The sequence below is a fragment of the Streptomyces sp. NPDC045778 genome (genome assembly GCF_056431945.1).
Genome location: NZ_JBWKJZ010000027.1, coordinates 36440 through 53082, shown reverse-complemented (window position 1 = coordinate 53082; position 16643 = coordinate 36440). Strand labels below are relative to the sequence as shown.

At 72.2% G+C, this 16643-nt stretch carries 15 protein-coding genes; 7 read left to right on the top strand and 8 right to left on the bottom strand.

Going from position 1 to position 16643, the window contains the following annotated elements; genetic code table 11:
* Positions 1-28: 28 nt before the first annotated feature.
* The 5 genes from AC07GB_RS29270 (at position 29) to AC07GB_RS29250 (ending at position 6143) form a co-directional block, all read left to right on the top strand.
* Positions 29-700 carry a hypothetical protein gene (locus AC07GB_RS29270; protein ID WP_478850612.1) on the top strand — a complete coding sequence of 224 codons (672 nt, stop codon included), beginning with the start codon at positions 29-31 and terminating at the stop codon, positions 698-700.
* 167 nt (positions 701-867) lie between these two features.
* Positions 868-2343 carry an MFS transporter gene (locus AC07GB_RS29265; RefSeq protein ID WP_478850610.1) on the top strand — a complete coding sequence of 492 codons (1476 nt, stop codon included), beginning with the start codon at positions 868-870 and terminating at the stop codon, positions 2341-2343.
* Between the two features lie 133 nt (positions 2344-2476).
* Entirely contained in the window at positions 2477-4267 is a 1791-nt protein-coding gene (locus tag AC07GB_RS29260; RefSeq protein WP_478850608.1) for a DEAD/DEAH box helicase, read from the top strand.
* Positions 4268-4597: 330 nt separating this feature from the next.
* The gene (locus tag AC07GB_RS29255; RefSeq protein ID WP_030680755.1) at positions 4598-5239 is read left to right on the top strand and encodes an IclR family transcriptional regulator; all 642 of its coding nucleotides are present in this window, start codon (positions 4598-4600) and stop codon (positions 5237-5239) included.
* Positions 5240-5333: 94 nt separating this feature from the next.
* Complete coding sequence (locus tag AC07GB_RS29250; RefSeq protein ID WP_478850606.1) at positions 5334-6143, top strand: S16 family serine protease; 810 nt, start codon at positions 5334-5336, stop codon at positions 6141-6143.
* A 154-nt stretch (positions 6144-6297) separates the two neighbouring features.
* Here AC07GB_RS29250 and AC07GB_RS29245 read toward each other — a convergent pair whose 3' ends face one another.
* The 6 genes from AC07GB_RS29245 to AC07GB_RS29220 all read right to left on the bottom strand — a co-directional run bounded on the left by AC07GB_RS29245 (position 6298) and on the right by AC07GB_RS29220 (position 11605).
* Positions 6298-6912 (bottom strand): ArsR/SmtB family transcription factor, encoded by a 615-nt coding sequence (locus AC07GB_RS29245; RefSeq protein WP_478850603.1) that lies wholly within the window; start codon positions 6910-6912, stop codon positions 6298-6300.
* A 176-nt stretch (positions 6913-7088) separates the two neighbouring features.
* Complete coding sequence (locus tag AC07GB_RS29240) at positions 7089-8063, bottom strand: glycine betaine ABC transporter substrate-binding protein (RefSeq protein ID WP_478850601.1); 975 nt, start codon at positions 8061-8063, stop codon at positions 7089-7091.
* Positions 8060-8863 (bottom strand): ABC transporter permease, encoded by an 804-nt coding sequence (locus tag AC07GB_RS29235; RefSeq protein WP_478850714.1) that lies wholly within the window; start codon positions 8861-8863, stop codon positions 8060-8062. The genes AC07GB_RS29240 and AC07GB_RS29235 overlap by 4 nt, the downstream gene beginning before the upstream one ends.
* Before the next feature lie 92 nt (positions 8864-8955).
* Positions 8956-10167 carry a betaine/proline/choline family ABC transporter ATP-binding protein gene (locus tag AC07GB_RS29230; protein WP_478850712.1) on the bottom strand — a complete coding sequence of 404 codons (1212 nt, stop codon included), beginning with the start codon at positions 10165-10167 and terminating at the stop codon, positions 8956-8958.
* Between the two features lie 127 nt (positions 10168-10294).
* Positions 10295-10942 carry an ABC transporter permease gene (locus tag AC07GB_RS29225; RefSeq protein ID WP_478850600.1) on the bottom strand — a complete coding sequence of 216 codons (648 nt, stop codon included), beginning with the start codon at positions 10940-10942 and terminating at the stop codon, positions 10295-10297.
* A 195-nt stretch (positions 10943-11137) separates the two neighbouring features.
* Complete coding sequence (locus AC07GB_RS29220) at positions 11138-11605, bottom strand: Lrp/AsnC family transcriptional regulator (protein WP_478850598.1); 468 nt, start codon at positions 11603-11605, stop codon at positions 11138-11140.
* 121 nt (positions 11606-11726) lie between these two features.
* Here AC07GB_RS29220 and hppD point away from each other — a divergent pair, with 121 nt between their 5' ends.
* The gene (gene hppD / locus AC07GB_RS29215; protein WP_478850596.1) at positions 11727-12872 is read left to right on the top strand and encodes a 4-hydroxyphenylpyruvate dioxygenase; all 1146 of its coding nucleotides are present in this window, start codon (positions 11727-11729) and stop codon (positions 12870-12872) included.
* Positions 12873-12906: 34 nt separating this feature from the next.
* Here hppD and AC07GB_RS29210 read toward each other — a convergent pair whose 3' ends face one another.
* Positions 12907-14469 (bottom strand): tetratricopeptide repeat protein, encoded by a 1563-nt coding sequence (locus AC07GB_RS29210; RefSeq protein WP_478850594.1) that lies wholly within the window; start codon positions 14467-14469, stop codon positions 12907-12909.
* A 97-nt stretch (positions 14470-14566) separates the two neighbouring features.
* Between AC07GB_RS29210 and AC07GB_RS29205 the strand changes: the two genes are divergently transcribed.
* Positions 14567-15937 carry an FAD-binding oxidoreductase gene (locus AC07GB_RS29205; protein WP_478850592.1) on the top strand — a complete coding sequence of 457 codons (1371 nt, stop codon included), beginning with the start codon at positions 14567-14569 and terminating at the stop codon, positions 15935-15937.
* A gap of 52 nt (positions 15938-15989) precedes the next feature.
* Here the strand turns inward: AC07GB_RS29205 and AC07GB_RS29200 are convergent, their stop codons facing one another.
* Positions 15990-16469 carry an SsgA family sporulation/cell division regulator gene (locus tag AC07GB_RS29200; RefSeq protein ID WP_478850590.1) on the bottom strand — a complete coding sequence of 160 codons (480 nt, stop codon included), beginning with the start codon at positions 16467-16469 and terminating at the stop codon, positions 15990-15992.
* Positions 16470-16643: the final 174 nt, after the last annotated feature.

The window sequence follows — 16643 nt, the reverse complement described above, 5'->3', positions numbered from 1 at the left end:
GCCGGGCGCGTTGATGAGACTGGGGCGCATGACGACACCGCCTGCGCAGCCCTCGCTGCCGCCTCCGCCTCCGTACGCGCCGTCGGCCCCCGCGCGGCCGCCGGGGCGGTCGTGGCGGCGGGGTGTCGTCGCGGCCGTGGTCGTCGCCGTGCTGGGGGCGGGGCTCGGGGTGTGGTGGTGGAACAGGGGCGGGGACGACGATCCGCTGGCGGGGCGGCCCTGGGCGACGGACCTGAAGGCCGGGGTGTCGTACCGGCTCCCCGAGGGCTGGAAGCGGGACAAGGGGGGCCTCGTCGACGCCTTCACCAGCTCGATCCGGACGGAGAGCGGGACGGAGGGCAAGGAGGAGAGTGGTGACGACGAGCGGTTCGGCATGGTGGTCACCGGGCGCGGGGGCGCCGTCACCGAGTCGGACCTCAAGGCGCAGACGGAGCGCGCCGCCCGGTCCAACGCGGAGTTCTTCAACCCGGACGGGACGGCGGAGCAGACCGAGTCCGAGGCGAGGACGGTCGGCGGGCACCCCGCCCACACCGTCGTGCTCGTGATGAAGGGAGGTGAGGGCGGTGAGAGCCGGCTGCGCCTGACGGTGATCAAGGCGGATGCCGCACGGTCGGTGTTCCTGATGGGCGTGGTGAAGCCGGGCGCGGGCGAGGAGCAGGAGACGGCGGACGCGGTCCTGGAGAGCGCGAAGGTGCTGTGAGCCCGGCGCGCTGACCCCCGGCGGAGCCGCCGGCCCCCGTTCCGGAGGCGGAGAGAGCAGCAGCGCGACCTCCGTGGAAGGGGCCGGGGGCGTACGACCAAGGGACCAGGCAGGGCCCGCCTCAAGCCAGGCGTCACGTGTCAGTGGTCGCTTCTACGCTGACCGGCATGACCACCCACGACTCCGGCGACACCGACGTCGCCCCCGCACCGGCCGCCCCGCAGGCGGCACCGCACGAGGCGACCGAGGGCGGTGTGCTCGCGAAACCGTATCGGGCGCTGAGTATCGGGATCGTGTCGGTGGTGCTGCTCATCGCGTTCGAGGCGACGGCCGTCGGCACGGCGATGCCGGTGGCGGCCCGGGAGCTGGACGGGGTGTCGCTGTACGCGTTCGGGTTCTCGGCGTACTTCACGACGAGCCTGTTCGGGATGGTGCTCTCCGGGCAGTGGGGGGACCGGCGGGGACCGCTCGGCCCGCTGACGGCGGGCATGTCGGCGTTCGTGGCGGGCCTCCTGCTGTCCGGGACGGCGGGCGCGATGTGGCAGTTCATCCTGGGCAGGGCCGTGCAGGGCTTCGGCGGCGGCCTCGTCATCGTGTCGCTGTACGTGGTGGTGAGCCGGGTGTATCCGGAGCGCCTCCGTCCGGCGATCATGGCGGCGTTCGCCGCCGCCTGGGTGGTGCCGTCCGTGGTCGGCCCGCTGGTGTCGGGCACGGTGACGGAGCACCTGGGCTGGCGGTGGGTGTTCATCGGCGTGCCGGTCCTGGTCGCCGCGCCCCTCGCGCTCGCGCTGCCGGCGATACGCCGCGACGCCTCGGGCCCGCTGGACCCCGAGGCCCCCGCGGAGCCCCTGGACCGCCGCCGCGTCCGGCTCGCGCTCGGCATCTCGCTCGGCGCAGGGCTGCTCCAGTACGCGGGGCAGGACCTGCGCTGGCTGTCGCTGCTGCCCGCGGTGCTCGGCGCGGCCGTCCTGGTCCCGTCCGTGCTCGGCCTGCTGCCGCGCGGCACCTACCGGGCCGCGCGCGGCCTGCCCTCCGTGGTGCTGCTGCGGGGGGTGGCCGCCGGGTCCTTCGTCGCCGCGGAGTCGTTCGTGCCGCTGATGCTGGTCAGTGAGCGCGGCCTGTCGCCGACGCTCGCGGGCCTCTCGCTCGCGGCGGGCGGCGCGACCTGGGCCCTCGGCTCGTACGTGCAGTCGCGGCCGCGCATGGAGGCGCACCGGGAGAAGCTGGTGGCCGTCGGGATGGTGCTCGTCGCCCTCGCCATCGCCACCGCGCCCAGCGTGCTGATCGACGCCGTCCCGGTGTGGACCGTGGCGGTCGCCTGGGGCATCGGCTGCCTCGGCATGGGCATGGTCATCGCCTCGACCAGCGTGCTGCTCCTGCGCCTGTCGCCGCCGGAGGACGCGGGGTCGAACTCCGCGTCGCTCCAGATATCCGACGGCCTGTCCAACGCCCTCCTGCTCGCCGCGGGCGGTGCCGCCTTCGCCGCGCTCGGCGGCGGCGCGATCGGCGCCCACGGCTCGGACGCCGGAGCCGCGGGCTCGCACCCGGGCGCCTTCACCGCGGTGTTCCTGCCGATGGCGGCGGTCGCCCTCGCCGGGGCCTGGCTGGGCACACGCCTGCGGGGACCTGCGAAGACGGCCTGAGAGGCACCCGGCGGACCGGTGTGAACCACGTCGCACCCCGGGGCAGACCCGAGCGTCAGCCCCGGGGTGCGGTCATCCCACCGGTAGGGTGGCCCGGTTGTCGTACGTACCCCCAGCGTCAAAAACGGAGACCGTGACTACCACCGCCGCCTCCAACCACCACCTGTCGCCCGCCTTCCCGGGGCGTGCTCCCTGGGGTACCGCCAGCAAGCTGCGTGCCTGGCAGCAGGGGGCGATGGAGAAGTACATCCAGGAGCAGCCGCGCGACTTCCTGGCCGTCGCCACCCCCGGCGCCGGCAAGACGACGTTCGCGCTGACGCTCGCGTCCTGGCTGCTCCACCACCACGTCGTGCAGCAGGTCACCGTCGTCGCCCCCACCGAGCACCTGAAGAAGCAGTGGGCGGAGGCCGCGGCGCGGATAGGCATCAAGCTGGACCCGGAGTACAGCGCGGGCCCGCTGAGCAGGGAGTACCACGGCGTCGCCGTGACGTACGCGGGCGTCGGCGTGCGGCCCATGCTGCACCGCAACCGCTCGGAGCAGCGCAAGACCCTGGTCATCCTCGACGAGATCCACCACGCCGGTGACTCCAAGTCCTGGGGCGAGGCCTGCCTGGAGGCCTTCGAGCCCGCAACCCGGCGCCTGGCGCTCACCGGCACGCCCTTCCGCTCCGACACCAACCCCATCCCCTTCGTGACGTACGAGGAGGGGAACGACGGCATCCGCCGCTCATCGGCCGACTACACGTACGGCTACGGCAGCGCCCTCGGCGACGGCGTCGTGCGGCCGGTCATCTTCCTCTCCTACAGCGGCAACATGCGCTGGCGCACCAAGGCAGGTGACGAGATCGCCGCCCGGCTCGGCGAGCCGATGACCAAGGACGCCGTCTCGCAGGCCTGGCGCACCGCCCTCGACCCGCGCGGCGACTGGATGCCGAACGTCCTCAAGGCCGCCGACCGGCGCCTGAGCGAGGTGCGCAAGGCCATTCCGGACGCGGGCGCCCTGGTGATCGCCTCCGACCAGGAATCGGCACGCGCGTACGCCAAGCTCATCCGGGAGATCACCGGGACCAAGGCCACCCTCGTGCTCTCCGACGACACCGGGGCCTCGCAGCGCATCGACGACTTCAGTCACAGCGACGACCGCTGGATGGTCGCCGTCCGCATGGTGTCCGAGGGCGTCGACGTGCCGCGCCTCGCGGTCGGCGTGTACGCGACGACGATCTCGACCCCGCTGTTCTTCGCCCAGGCCGTGGGCCGCTTCGTGCGTTCCCGGCGGCGCGGCGAGACCGCGTCCGTCTTCCTGCCCACGGTCCCCGACCTGCTCGGCTTCGCCAACGAGATGGAGGTCGAGCGCGACCACGTCCTCGACAAGCCGAAGAAGCAGGGCGAGGAGGACCCGTACGCCGAGTCCGAACAGGAGATGGACGAGGCGAACAAGCAGCAGGACGAGGACACAGGAGAGCAGGAGCAGTTCTCCTTCGAGGCCCTGGAGTCCGAGGCCGTCTTCGACCGGGTGCTCTACGACGGCGCCGAGTTCGGCATGCAGGCCCACCCCGGCAGCGAGGAGGAGCAGGACTACCTCGGCATCCCGGGCCTCCTGGAGCCCGACCAGGTGCAGCTCCTGCTCCAGAAGCGGCAGGCCCGGCAGATAGCGCACAGCAAGAAGAAGCCCGCCGAGGAGGCCGACCTCCTGGAGCTGCCCGCTGAGCGGCGGCCCGTGGTCTCGCACAAGGAACTGCTCGAACTGCGCAAGCAGCTCAACACGATGGTCGGCGCGTACGTCCACCAGAGCGGGAAGCCGCACGGGGTGATCCACACCGAGCTGCGGCGGGTGTGCGGGGGGCCGCCGTCTGCGGAGGCCACCGCGGGGCAGCTTCGGCAGCGCATCGCCAAGGTGCAGGAGTGGGCCACGCGTATGCGCTAGCTCTGGCGCCCTTGTCCGCGGGCCGTCGGGGGTTGCTCGCGCAGTTCCCGCGCCCCTTCGGGGCGCCCCTGTGGTCACCGAACGGTCGAGAAACGTGCGCAGTGCGTGCAGACATTGTGCGTTCCGCGTACACATACCAGGGTGCATACCGGGGTGATCCGGACCGTCTTTCCGTCCCCTTGACCGGATTCTGGACGGAGTCTTCCGCTGAGCGGGACGCCCTCGCTACTGTCCCCGCTACACAACGCCCCGTGGCAGCGCCGCCCCGGAGCGCAGCCGGTGCCCGCCGCAGAGGGGGCCGTCGACCCTCACGACTAAGGAGTGGGCGTCGTGACCGCGGAGACATCTCAGACGCTCGACAGAGGACTGCGCGTCCTCAAGCTGCTCGCCGACACCGACCACGGCCTGACCGTCACCGAGCTGTCCAACAAGCTCGGGGTGAACCGGACCGTCGTCTACCGCCTCCTCGCGACGCTCGAACAACACGCGCTCGTACGCCGGGACTTGGGCGGCCGCGCCCGGGTGGGCCTCGGCGTCCTGCGGCTCGGCCGCCAGGTGCACCCGCTGGTGCGCGAAGCCGCCCTGCCCGCGCTCCGCTCCCTCGCGGAGGACATAGGGGCGACGGCCCACCTGACCCTGGTCGACGGCACGGAGGCGCTCGCCGTCGCCGTGGTCGAGCCGACCTGGACCGACTACCACGTGGCCTACCGGACCGGCTTCCGCCACCCCCTGGACCGGGGCGCTGCGGGCAAGGCCATCCTCGCCGCGCGCCAGGGCCACATCACCGACCCCGGGTACGCGCTCACGCACGGCGAGCTGGAGGCCGGGGCCAGCGGCGCGGCGGCGCCCCTGGTGGGGGTGACCGGCCTGGAAGGCAGCGTGGGCGTGGTCATGCTCGCGGACTCGGTGCCCGAGCGGGTGGGCCCGCGGGTGGTGGACGCGGCCCGTGAGGTCGCCGAGGCCCTGCGCTGAGGCCGCGCGGGCGCACCGTTGATCGCGGCCTCCGGCCTGGCTCGTCCTCAAGCGCCGGACGGGCTTGATTGTCACCTCGCGTAGATTGGGACACGTGCTGTCTCGTCTCGCTCGATTGAGCCGCCCTCAGGCCCTGGCCCTCTGCGCGCTGCCCGTGGTCGCGCTGCTGGGCGTCACCGCGTTCGCGCCGTTGCCCTTCGCCGTCGCCCAGCCGGGCGGCACCGCCGACGTGCTGGGGGAGTACGAGGGCAAGCCGGTGCTCACCGTGTCGGGGCTGCCCACGCGGAAGACCGAGGGGCAGCTGCGGATGACGACGATCGTGGCGACGGGGCCGCGGATGACCGTGCGCCTCGGTGACGTGATCGACGGCTGGTTCCGTACGGACCGGGCCGTGATGCCCAAGGACTCGGTCTACCCGGACGGCGACGACGAGAAGGTGGTCGAGAAGCGCAACCTCGGCGACATGCGGGAGTCGCAGGACGACGCCACCAGGGCCGCGGTGCGCTATCTGCGGGCCGCCGGCGTGGACGGCACCGACAAGGTCAAGGTCAACGCCGACCTGGGGAAGATCGGCGGGCCGAGCGCCGGGCTCTTCCTCGCGCTCGGCGTCATCGACAAGCTGGACGGGAACGGCAGCGGCGGCGACCTCACCGGCGGCCGCACCATCGCCGGGACGGGCACGATCAAGGCGGACGGCAAGGTCGGCGCCGTCGGCGGCGTCTCCCTGAAGACACAGGCCGCGGCCCGAGACGGCGCCACCGTCTTCCTCGTGCCGAAGGCCGAGTGCTCGGACGCCGAGGCGGAGAAGCCGAAGGGGCTTCAGCTGGTCCCGGTCACCACGCTGTCCGGTACGGTCGACGCGCTGCGGGCCCTGGGGAAGGGCGGGAAGGTTCCGAGCTGCTGACCAGACGCAGGCCCAACTCGACCATGGTCCAGCCCAGTTGGGTACGGAGCGCGGCGCGCGGCGCTCTGCGCGGGGAGGCCGCTAGCCGCAGCTCCGCGGCGCGCGTGTCGTGCAGGAGCAGATGGATCTCGGGGTGCACGGTGGTGTGCTCCTCTCAGGTGTCGGCTCCCGGCTTCGTCGGGAACGCGTGCAGATGAATGCGCACGCGGGCGGTGTCCGGGGTGCCCTCGTCGGGGGCCTGCTTCCGGTAGCTCTCGATGAGTTCGTGGATCTTGTGCCCCAGCTCCGAGTTCTGCGCCGGGGTGAGGTGCAGCGTGAAGTCGCTCATGTCCGAGGACTCGACCCACTCCTTGGACCAGTCGCTCTCGGTGCCGAGCCAGGTGGCCAGCTCCTGGGCGTGGTGCGTCGCGGCCTCGTGCAGATAGGCGTTGAGCGCGCCCCGCACTTCCGGGGTGGGGTCGGTGCGCAGCTGGTCGTCGAGGTACGTGCCCTGGTGCACGGACCGCCACCACCGCTCCCTGCCCTTGCCGCGCTCCGGGTCGTCCTCCACGAAGCCGTACTCCGCGAGCTGGCGCAGGTGGTAGCTCGTCGCGCCGCTCGACTCGCCCAGGCGGGCGGCGAGTTGGGACGCCGTGGCCGGGCCGTCGAACCTCAGTGAGGTGAGCAGCCGCATGCGCAGCGGGTGGGCGAGGCCGCGCAGCGAACGCGCGTCGAGGTAATGGATCTTCCGGGGCTTCGGGTCCTGCGGCATGCTCGTCAGCGTACGCATGCAAAGACTCCGTTGCAACGCTTTCTTTGCAAGGGAGTCTTTGCATGGCCGGAACCCGACGAGGGGCGCCCGGAAACCCGGGCGAGGGGGCCCGGAACCCCGGGCGAGGGGGCCCGGAACCCCGGGCGAGGGGGCCCGGAACCCCGGGCGAGGGGGCCCGGAACCCCGGCGAGGGGCTACTCCTTCACGAACCCCTGCTCCACCATCCAGTCCTTCGCCACCTCGTGCGGATCCTCGCCGTCCACGTCGACCTTGGAGTTCAGGTCCCGCGCCACCTTGTTGTCGAGCTTCTTGGTGATGGGCGCGAGGACCTCCGCGATCTCCGGGTACTTCTCGAGGGTCTCGCTGTTGATCTCGGGCGCGGCGTTGTAGTTGGGGAAGAAGCGCCGGTCGTCCCCCATGACGGTGAGGCCCATGGCCTTGATCCGGCCGTCCGTCGTGAAGACCTCGCCGTAGGTGCAGGAGCCCTTCTCGGCCTGGGTGTAGATGATCCCGGTGTCCATCTGCGTGATGTTCCCGGCCGGGAGCTTCATGCCGTACGCCTTCTGCATGCCCGGCAGGCCGTCCGCGCGGTTGGCGAACTCGCCCTCCACGCACACCGTGACGGCCTTGGGGTCCTTCTTCGCCAGGGCGGCGACGTCGGAGAGCGTCTTGGTGCCGTACTTCTTGGAGTTGGACTCGTTCATCGCCAGGGCGTAGGTGTTGTTGAGGGAGGCGGGCGGCAGCCAGGTCAGGCCGTTCTTCGCGTCCGCCTCGCGGACCACCTCCCACTGCTGGTGCGGGTCGGTGACGGGCTTGGAGTTGCCGAGGTAGGTGATCCAGGCCGTGCCCGTGTACTCGTACATGGCGTCGGCGTCGCCGCCCTTGACCGCCTCGCGCGCGCCGATCGAGCCCTGGATGCCGGTGCGGTCCAGGACGTCCGCGCCGGCGGCCTGGAAGGCGATCCCCATGATCGCGCCGAGCACCAGCTGCTCGGTGAACTCCTTCGACGTGACCGTGAGGTCGGCGCCCTTCAGGGGCAGGCCCTTGCCGACGATGCCGGGTTTGACGTCGTCCACCATCGGCGAGCCGCTGGTCAGACCGCAGCCGCCCGCGGCCAGGACGATCGCGGCCGCCGCGCCCAGCGCCTTCGTACGCGATGCGAGTCTCATGAGCGCACCTCCAACCCGCGCGGGCTGAGCATCAGTTCGGCGAGCGAGGCCAGCCAGTCCACGAGCAGGGCGAGCACCACCGTGAGGATGGAGCCGAGCATCAGGACCGGCATGCGCTGGTTGGTGATGCCCGTGGTGATGAGCACGCCGAGGCCCCCGCCGCCGCCGAAGGTCGCGAGGGTCGCCGTGCCCACGTTCAGGACGAGGGCGGTGCGCACGCCCGCGAGGATCAGCGGGACGGCCAGCGGGAGTTCGACCTTGGCGAGCACGCCGAGCGGGGACATGCCGATGCCTCGCGCGGCCTCCAGGAGCGTCGGGTCGTTCGCCCGCAGGCCCGCGATCGTGTTGGAGAGCACCGGCAGGACGGCGTAGATGATGATGCCCGTCAGGGCCGCCTTCTCGCCGATGCCCATCCAGATCACCAGGAGGGCGAGCAGGCCGATCGCGGGCGTCGCCTGCCCCATGTTCGCCAGGGCCATGGCCACCGGGGCGCCCTTGCGGAACCGGCGCCGCGTCAGCAGGATCCCCAGCGGGATCGCGATGATCAGCACGAAGAAGGTGGAGATCGCCGTCAGCTCGACGTGCTGGCGCAGGGCCTTGCCCACCTGGCCGTTGGAGAGCGCGTTCTTGGAGATCTCGTCCAGGTCGGCCTGCTCGAACCAGATCCAGGTGGCGACGAGCACCGCCGCGAGCAGCCCGGGCAGGAACGTCAGCTTCTGCCAGGTCACCCGGCGCGGCTCGGGCGCCACCGCGGTCGCGGGCGCCTCCTGCCCGGCCTCGCCGTCGTCGCGGAAGGCCAGGCCCTTGACCTCGTGCTCGCCGCGCGGCCGCGGCGCGTCCTGGGCGGCGTGCTTGCGTTCGGGGACGCGGGGCTCGTTCCCGGGGAGCGGACTCAACGCTTCGCCTCCCCGCCGCCGTCGCCTTCCTGCTCCTTGCGGGTCAACTGGGCGCGCTGCTCCTCCAGTTCGTGCTGGTGCTCCAGGGCGTCGAGACGGTCGGCCTCCAGCATCTCGTGCACGCTGTTCATCAGCGTCTCCATGTCGACGACGCCCGTGTACTCGCCGCGCCGCCCGGTCACGGCGACCCGGCCCGCGTTGTCGGTGAGCACCGCCTCCAGGGCGTCGCGGAGCGTGGCGTCACGGGTCACCGTGTCGTGCACGAGGGTGCCCGCGCGGGCCAGCGAACCCCGGGCGCGCATCAGGTCGCCGCGCCTGAGCCACTTGTAGGGGCGGCCGCGCTTGTCGAGCAGGAGCAGTTCGTTGGTGCCGCTCGCGCGCAGCTTGTCGAAGATGGTCTGGAGGGGGTCGTCGACCGTCACCGTCGGCACGTCGGCCATCTCCACGTCGCGTACGCGCGTCAGGTTCAGCCGCTTCAGGGCCGCGCCCGCGCCGACGAAGCCCGACACGAAGTCGTCGGCGGGGTTGGTGAGGATCGCCTCGGGGGTGTCGAACTGCGCGATGTGCGAGCGCTCGCGCAGCACCGCGATGCGGTCGCCCAGCTTGATGGCCTCGTCGAAGTCGTGCGTGACGAAGACGATCGTCTTGTGCAGCTCGTGCTGGAGCCGGATCAGCTCGTCCTGGAGGTGGTCACGGGTGATCGGGTCGACCGCGCCGAACGGCTCGTCCATCAGGAGGACGGGCGGATCGGCCGCCAACGCCCGCGCCACGCCCACGCGTTGCTGCTGGCCGCCGGAGAGCTGGCGCGGATAGCGGCCGTGGAACTCGGCCGGGTCGAGCCCGACCAGGTCCAGCATCTCCTCCACCCGCTCCTTGATCCGGGACTTGCCCCAGCCCACCATCCTCGGCACGAGCGCGATGTTCTGCGCGACCGTCATGTGCGGGAAGAGCCCCGATGACTGGATGGCGTAGCCGACCTTGCGGCGCAGCTTCACCGGGTCGATGTCGGTGACGTCCTCGCCGTTGATGCGGATGCGGCCGCTGGTCGGCTCGATCAGGCGGTTGATCATCTTCAGCGTGGTGGACTTGCCGCAGCCCGACGGCCCCACGAAGATCACGATCTCGCCCGCCTTGATCTCCATGTTCACACTGTCCACGGCCGGTTCGGAGCTGCCGGGATAGCGCTTGGTGAGGCTCTCCAGCTCGATCGTCGCGCCGGTGGTGGTGGCCGGGCCCGCGGCGGCGGGGGCGGGTGAGGTGGCGGTGGAGCCCGCCTGGTCGGTGGTCGCGCCCGCCGCGCCGGGCGCGGGGGACGGGGCGGGCCTCTCCGGAGTCTCAGACACGGATCCCCCTCGGAATCGTCAGGCGGCCGATCAGGACGTACGCGGCGTCGAAGAGCAGCGCCAGGACGATGATCCCGAGCGTGCCCGCGAGCACTTGGTTGAGCGCGTTCTTGCTGCCGAGCGAGGCGATGCCGCGGAAGATCTCGTTGCCGAGCCCGGGCCCGGAGGCGTAGGCGGCGATCGCCGCGATGCCCATCAGCATCTGCGTGGAGACCCGGATGCCGGTGAGGATCGGCGGCCACGCCAGCGGCAGCTCGATCCGCACGAGCCGGTGCAGACGGGACATCCCGATGCCCTTCGCGGCGTCCACCAGGGTCGGGTCGACCCCGCGCAGGCCCACGATGGAGTTGCGCACGATCGGCAGCAGGCCGTACAGCGTCAGGGCCGTCACCGTCGGCGCGACACCGAGGCCCACGACCGGGATCAGCAGACCGATCATGGCGAGCGACGGGATGGTCAGGATCGTGGAGGTCGCGGTCGTGGCGAGGTTGCCCGCCCACTCGCTGCGGTACGTCACCACACCGATCAGCACGCCGATGACCGTGGCCACCACCATGCACTGGAAGACCGCGCTGGCGTGCTGGAACGCGTCCGCCAGCAACTGCTGGTGACGGTTGCCGAGGTAGTCCCAGAAGTTCACCGTGCCGCTCACCTCGCGGGTGCGCCCAGACGGCGCGGGGAGTCTCCCCGCGCCCGCGTGCGTCGTACGGGTGGAGCACGAGCCGCCCCGGCGTGCGCCGGTGCGTCTCGGCGTGCATCCAGTGCCTACCCGAAGCGCACCCGGTGCCCACCCGGTGTGCCGCCCTTCTCCCTGCCCGCGTCGTCGCCCGTGTCGTCAGCCGCCGGACGCCTGCTCCACCAGCGGGATGATCCGCAGCGGAACGGGGTTCTCCATGACGATCGCCGTGGAGGCCCGGACGATGCCATCAAAACCCACCACCCGGTCGATCACACGTTGGAGATCCGCGTTCGAGCGGGCCACCAGGCGGCACAGCATGTCGCCGTGCCCGGTGATGGTGTGCAGTTCGAGGACCTCGGCCACGCCCGCCAAGTGCGCCCGCACATCGGCGCCCTGGCCCTGTTTGATCTCCAGGGTCGCGAACGCCGTGACCGGGTAGCCGAGCGCCGCCGGGTCCACCTGGGGGCCGAAGCCGCGGATGACTCCGTTCGACTGAAGCCGGTCCATGCGGGCCTGCACCGTGCCGCGCGCGACGCCGAGCCTGCGGGACGCCTCCAGGACGCCGATCCGGGGCTCCCGCGCGAGCAGCACGATGAGCCTGCCGTCCAGATGATCGATCGCCATGCCGCCTCCGAAGTGGTCAGGATGTACAGAACGCCTGGCTTTCCCCAATGGTCGCTGTGCAGATTGACCAGCGAATACGCGAACTATTGCGCATCTTGCGGTTCGGCGGGAGTCTCGGACTATGACTCAGACCACACACACCACGCCCGAAACCGCGCGCGAGGCCGACCCCTTCCCGGTCAAGGGAATGGACGCGGTCGTCTTCGCCGTGGGCAACGCCAAGCAGGCCGCTCACTACTACTCCACGGCGTTCGGCATGAAGCTCGTGGCCTACTCCGGACCGGAGAACGGCAGCCGCGAGACCGCCAGTTACGTCCTGGAGAACGGCGCGGCGCGGTTCGTCTTCACCTCCGTCATCAAGCCCTCCACCGAGCGGGGCACCTTTTTGGCCGAGCACGTCGCCGCGCACGGCGACGGCGTCGTCGACCTCGCCATCGAGGTGCCGGACGCGCGCGCCGCGTACGCGTACGCCGTCGAGCACGGCGCGCGCGGCATCGACGAGCCGTACGAGCTCAAGGACGAGAACGGCACGGTGGTCCTCGCGGCCATCGCGACGTACGGCAAGACCCGCCACACCCTGGTCGAGCGCAAGGGCTACGACGGCCCGTACCTGCCCGGCTTCGTGTCCGCCTCGCCGATCGTCGAGCCGCCCGCCAAGCGGACCTTCCAGGCCATCGACCACTGCGTGGGCAACGTCGAACTCGGCAGGATGAACGAGTGGGTCGCCTTCTACAACAAGGTCATGGGCTTCACGAACATGAAGGAGTTCGTGGGCGACGACATCGCGACCGAGTACTCGGCGCTGATGTCGAAGGTGGTGGCCGACGGGACCCTGAAGGTGAAGTTCCCGATCAACGAGCCCGCCATCGCCAAGAAGAAGTCCCAGATCGACGAGTACCTGGAGTTCTACGGCGGCGCCGGCGTCCAGCACATCGCGCTCGCCACGAACGACATCGTCGCCACGGTGCGCACCATGCGCGCGGCCGGCGTCCAGTTCCTCGACACCCCCGACTCCTACTACGACACCCTCGGCGAGTGGGCCGGGGAGACGCGGGTGCCCGTCGAGACCCTGCGCGAGTTGAAGATCCTGGTCGACCGGGACGAGGACGGCTATCTGCTCCAGATCTTCACCAAGCCGGTCCAGGACCGGCCGACCGTCTTCTTCGAGATGATCGAGCGCCACGGCTCGATGGGCTTCGGAAAGGGCAACTTCAAGGCCCTCTTCGAAGCGATCGAGCGCGAGCAGGAGAAGCGCGGCAACCTCTGAGCCGCCCCTTCCGGGTACGGACCCAGGCGCCGCCTCAGCGCGGCGCCCGGGTCCCGCGGGGAGCGGGCAGCTTCGGCACCGGGGCTCCCGGCGGGGCGTAGACCTGCGCGGGGCCGCCCTCGGGCGGGTCGCCCAGGGCGTCAAGGGCGCTCCGCGCCGCGGCGGAGCCCAGCGGGGAGAAGTACGGGTTCACCCGCAGGGCCTCCGTGAGGTGCCGCCGCGCGGCCCCGTAACGGCCAAGTTCTCGCTCGATCACCCCGCGGTGATAGGCGAACACCGCGCTGCGCGGCCCCTTCTTCACCGCCCGCTCCACGAGCGCCAGACCGGCGGCCGGGTCACCGGCCCGGTGCAGCGCCCACCCCAGCGCGTCCGCGTTCTCCGGGCTCCCGTGCCGCGCGAACTCGGCCCGCAGCCGCCGCACCGCGGCCGCCGGGTCCCCGTGGTCCGCCTCGAAGAGCCCGAGCACCCGCTCGTCGTTCACACCGCCGCGCCCGGCGTCCCTGACCCGCGCCCGCAGCAGGTCGTACTGCGCCCGCGCGGCGGGCATCAGCTTCAGGGACTCGTACAACTCGCCGGACTCCAGGGCGTACTGCGGCTCGGGCGCCGCGGCGAGCGCGCTCCGGTAGGCCCACAGCGCCTCCGACGTGCGGCCGAGCGCGGCCAGGGCGCGCCCCTTCGCCGCGAGCGAGGGATGGTGCCCGGGGTCGGCCGCGAGCGCCGCGTCGAAGTAGCGCAGCGCCTGCGCGGGCTCGCCCCGCTCCCAGGACAGCTCCCCGACCCGGTGGAGCCCCGCGGCCCGCTCGGCGGGGCCCTCGGCGAGCGCCGCCGCGTCCGCGAGCGCCGCCGCCGCGTTCTCGCGCCAGCCCCGGTCCCGGTAGACCGCCCCGGCCCGGGCCATGACGGCCGCGCCGGACTTCAGCTTCTGGAGCGTCTCCAGGGAGCGGTTCACACCCTTGGTGTCACCGAGGCCCCGGTAGGCGTCGATGAGCACCGGATACGTCGTCCACCGCTTGGGCGCGAGCCGCGCCGCCCGCTCGCCCCACGTCCGCGCCGCCCGGTAGTCGTGCCGCGCGGCGGCGAGCGCCGCGAGCCCGGCGAGGGCGTCCACGTTCCCCTCGGGCCGCGCCTTCAGGGACGCGCGCAGGGCGTGCTCGGCCTTCGGGTAGGACAGGAAGTCGCCCGTCCGCGTGCCCCGCTCGACGTACGCCGAGCCGAGGACCGCCCACGACTGGTCGTCGCCGGGGTGCGCCCGCAGATGGGCCTCGCGCTCGCCGATGAGCGCGGCCAGGTCGGGCAGCGCGGCCGGGACGCCGGTGCCCGCCGCGGCCAGGGCCCGCCCGGCGGGCCCGGGCGCGGGAGCCGCCGCCCGCTCGCCCGGGCGGGGCACCAGCACGAGCACGCCGCCGAGCACGACCGCGCCCGCCACGGTCGCGACGAGGGCCGGGCGCGGGCCGCGGCGGCGCGGCCCGCGCTCCCCGGCGAGCCCGCCGAGCAGCCGGGCCACGGACCCGGCGGGACCCAGGGGCCGGGCCCCTGGGGCACCGTCCGCGGGGCCCGCCTCCTGGCCCTCGGACGCGCTGCGCTTCTCCGTCTCCATGGCGCTCACTGTGCGTCAATACGAAGATCGCGTCGCGGCACGCGAAGGGCGCCGCACACGGGTTCACACCGATGGCCCCGGGTGCGAGGCTGTGATCATGAGCAGCGCACTCATCGAGGCCCTCCGGGCGGGCCTCCCCGCCGAGGCGGTCCTCACCGACCCGGACGTCACGTCCTCGTACGCGCACGACATGGCGAGCTTCTGCGCGGCCGGGCTGCCGGCCGCGGTCGTCCTGCCCCGCACCGTCGAGCAGGTCCAGCACGTCATGCGCACGGCCACCGAGCTGCGCGTGCCGGTCGTGCCGCAGGGCGCCCGCACCGGCCTGTCCGGCGGGGCCAACGCCAGCGACGGCTGCGTGGTGCTCTCGCTCGTGAAGATGGACCGCATCCTGGAGATCAACCCCGTGGACCGCGTCGCCGTCGTCGAGCCCGGCGTCGTCAACGCCGCCCTCTCGCGCGCGGTCGCCGACCACGGTCTCACCTACCCGCCCGACCCCTCCAGCTGGGAGACCTGCACCATCGGCGGGAACATCGGCACCGGGTCGGGCGGCCTGTGCTGCGTCAAGTACGGCGTGACGGCCGAGTACGTCCTCGGGCTCGACGTCGTCCTCGCCGACGGGCGCCTGCTGCGCACCGGCCGCCGCACCGCCAAGGGCGTCGCCGGATACGACCTGACGCGCCTGTTCGTCGGCTCCGAGGGCAGCCTCGGCATCGTCGTCCGCGCGATCCTCGCGCTCAGGCCGCGGCCGCCCCGACAGCTCGTCCTGGCGGCCGAGTTCGCCTCGGCAGCCGAGGCCTGCGCCGCCGTGTGCGAGATCATGGAGGGCGGGCACGTGCCCTCGCTCCTGGAGCTGATGGACCGCACGACGATCCGGGCCGTCAACTCCCTGGCCCGCATGGGCCTGCCGGAGACCACGGAAGCCCTCCTCCTCGCCGCCTTCGACACCCCGGACCCGGCCGCCGACCTCGCCGCCGTCGGCGCCCTGTGCGAGGCCGCGGGCGCCACCCAGGTCGTCCCCGCCGAGGACGCGGCCGAGTCCGAACTCCTCCTCCAGGCACGCCGCCTGTCGCTCACCGCCCTCGAAGCGGTCAAGGGCACCACGATGATCGACGACGTGTGCGTGCCGCGTTCCCGGCTCGGCGACATGCTCGACGGCGTCGGACGCGTCGCCGAGAAGTACGCCCTGACCATCGGCGTGTGCGTGCACGCGGGCGACGGCAACACCCACCCCACCGTCTGCTTCGACGCCGCCGACCCCGACGAGTCGCGGCGCGCCCGCGCATCCTTCGACGAGATCATGGCCCTCGGCCTCGAACTCGGCGGCACCATCACCGGCGAGCACGGCGTCGGCGTCCTCAAGAAGGAGTGGCTGGCGCGCGAACTCGGACCCGTCGGCGTCGAGATGCAGCGCGCCGTCAAGGACGCCTTCGACCCGCACCACCTCCTCAATCCGGGCAAGCTCTTCTGAGAGCCCTCGCTCTCACCCGCCTCCACGGCGGGCACCCCCGTGGCGCCCGCGCTCACTCACCGTCCTTGGACTCGTCCGAGGGCCACGGGTCCCGCAGCCACAGCTCGTCGGCGCGGCCGGGGGTGGGGGCGAGCAGCTCGGCGAGGCCGTCGTCGATGCCGAGCCGCTCGGCCTCAGAGCCCGGAGGGACCACCCGCAGGGTGCGCTCCAGCCAGGCCGACACGGCGGGCGCGGGCGCTTCCAGGAGCGCGTCCCCGTCCGGGGAGCTGAGCGCCATCAGGACCACGGACCGCCCCTCGACCTTCGTCGGCCACACCCGCACGTCACCGTGGCCGCACGGCCGGAACACCCCCTCCACCAGGAGTTCCCGGGCGAACGTCCAGTTCACCGGGTTCTCCGAGCCGATGTGGAAGGCGATGTGGATCGCGTACGGATCGTCGGTGCGGTAGGTGAGCCGGGCCGGTACCGGGATCGAGCGTTCCGGCGAGAGGACCAGTTTCAGCTCCAGCTCGCGTTCCACGACAGTGTGCATGCCGCTCACGCTTCCTTTCTCTGCTCTCTGTTCCGAACGGACCCGCGACGGGCCCGCAGAGAGTCAGAGCGCGGAGAGCGCCGGGCATTACGCGACTTCGGGAAAGTTTTTCGGGGAACTTCCGAAAGGGTCCGTACGAGGGGCTCGTACGAGCCTCGTGTGCGAGCGCGGGGA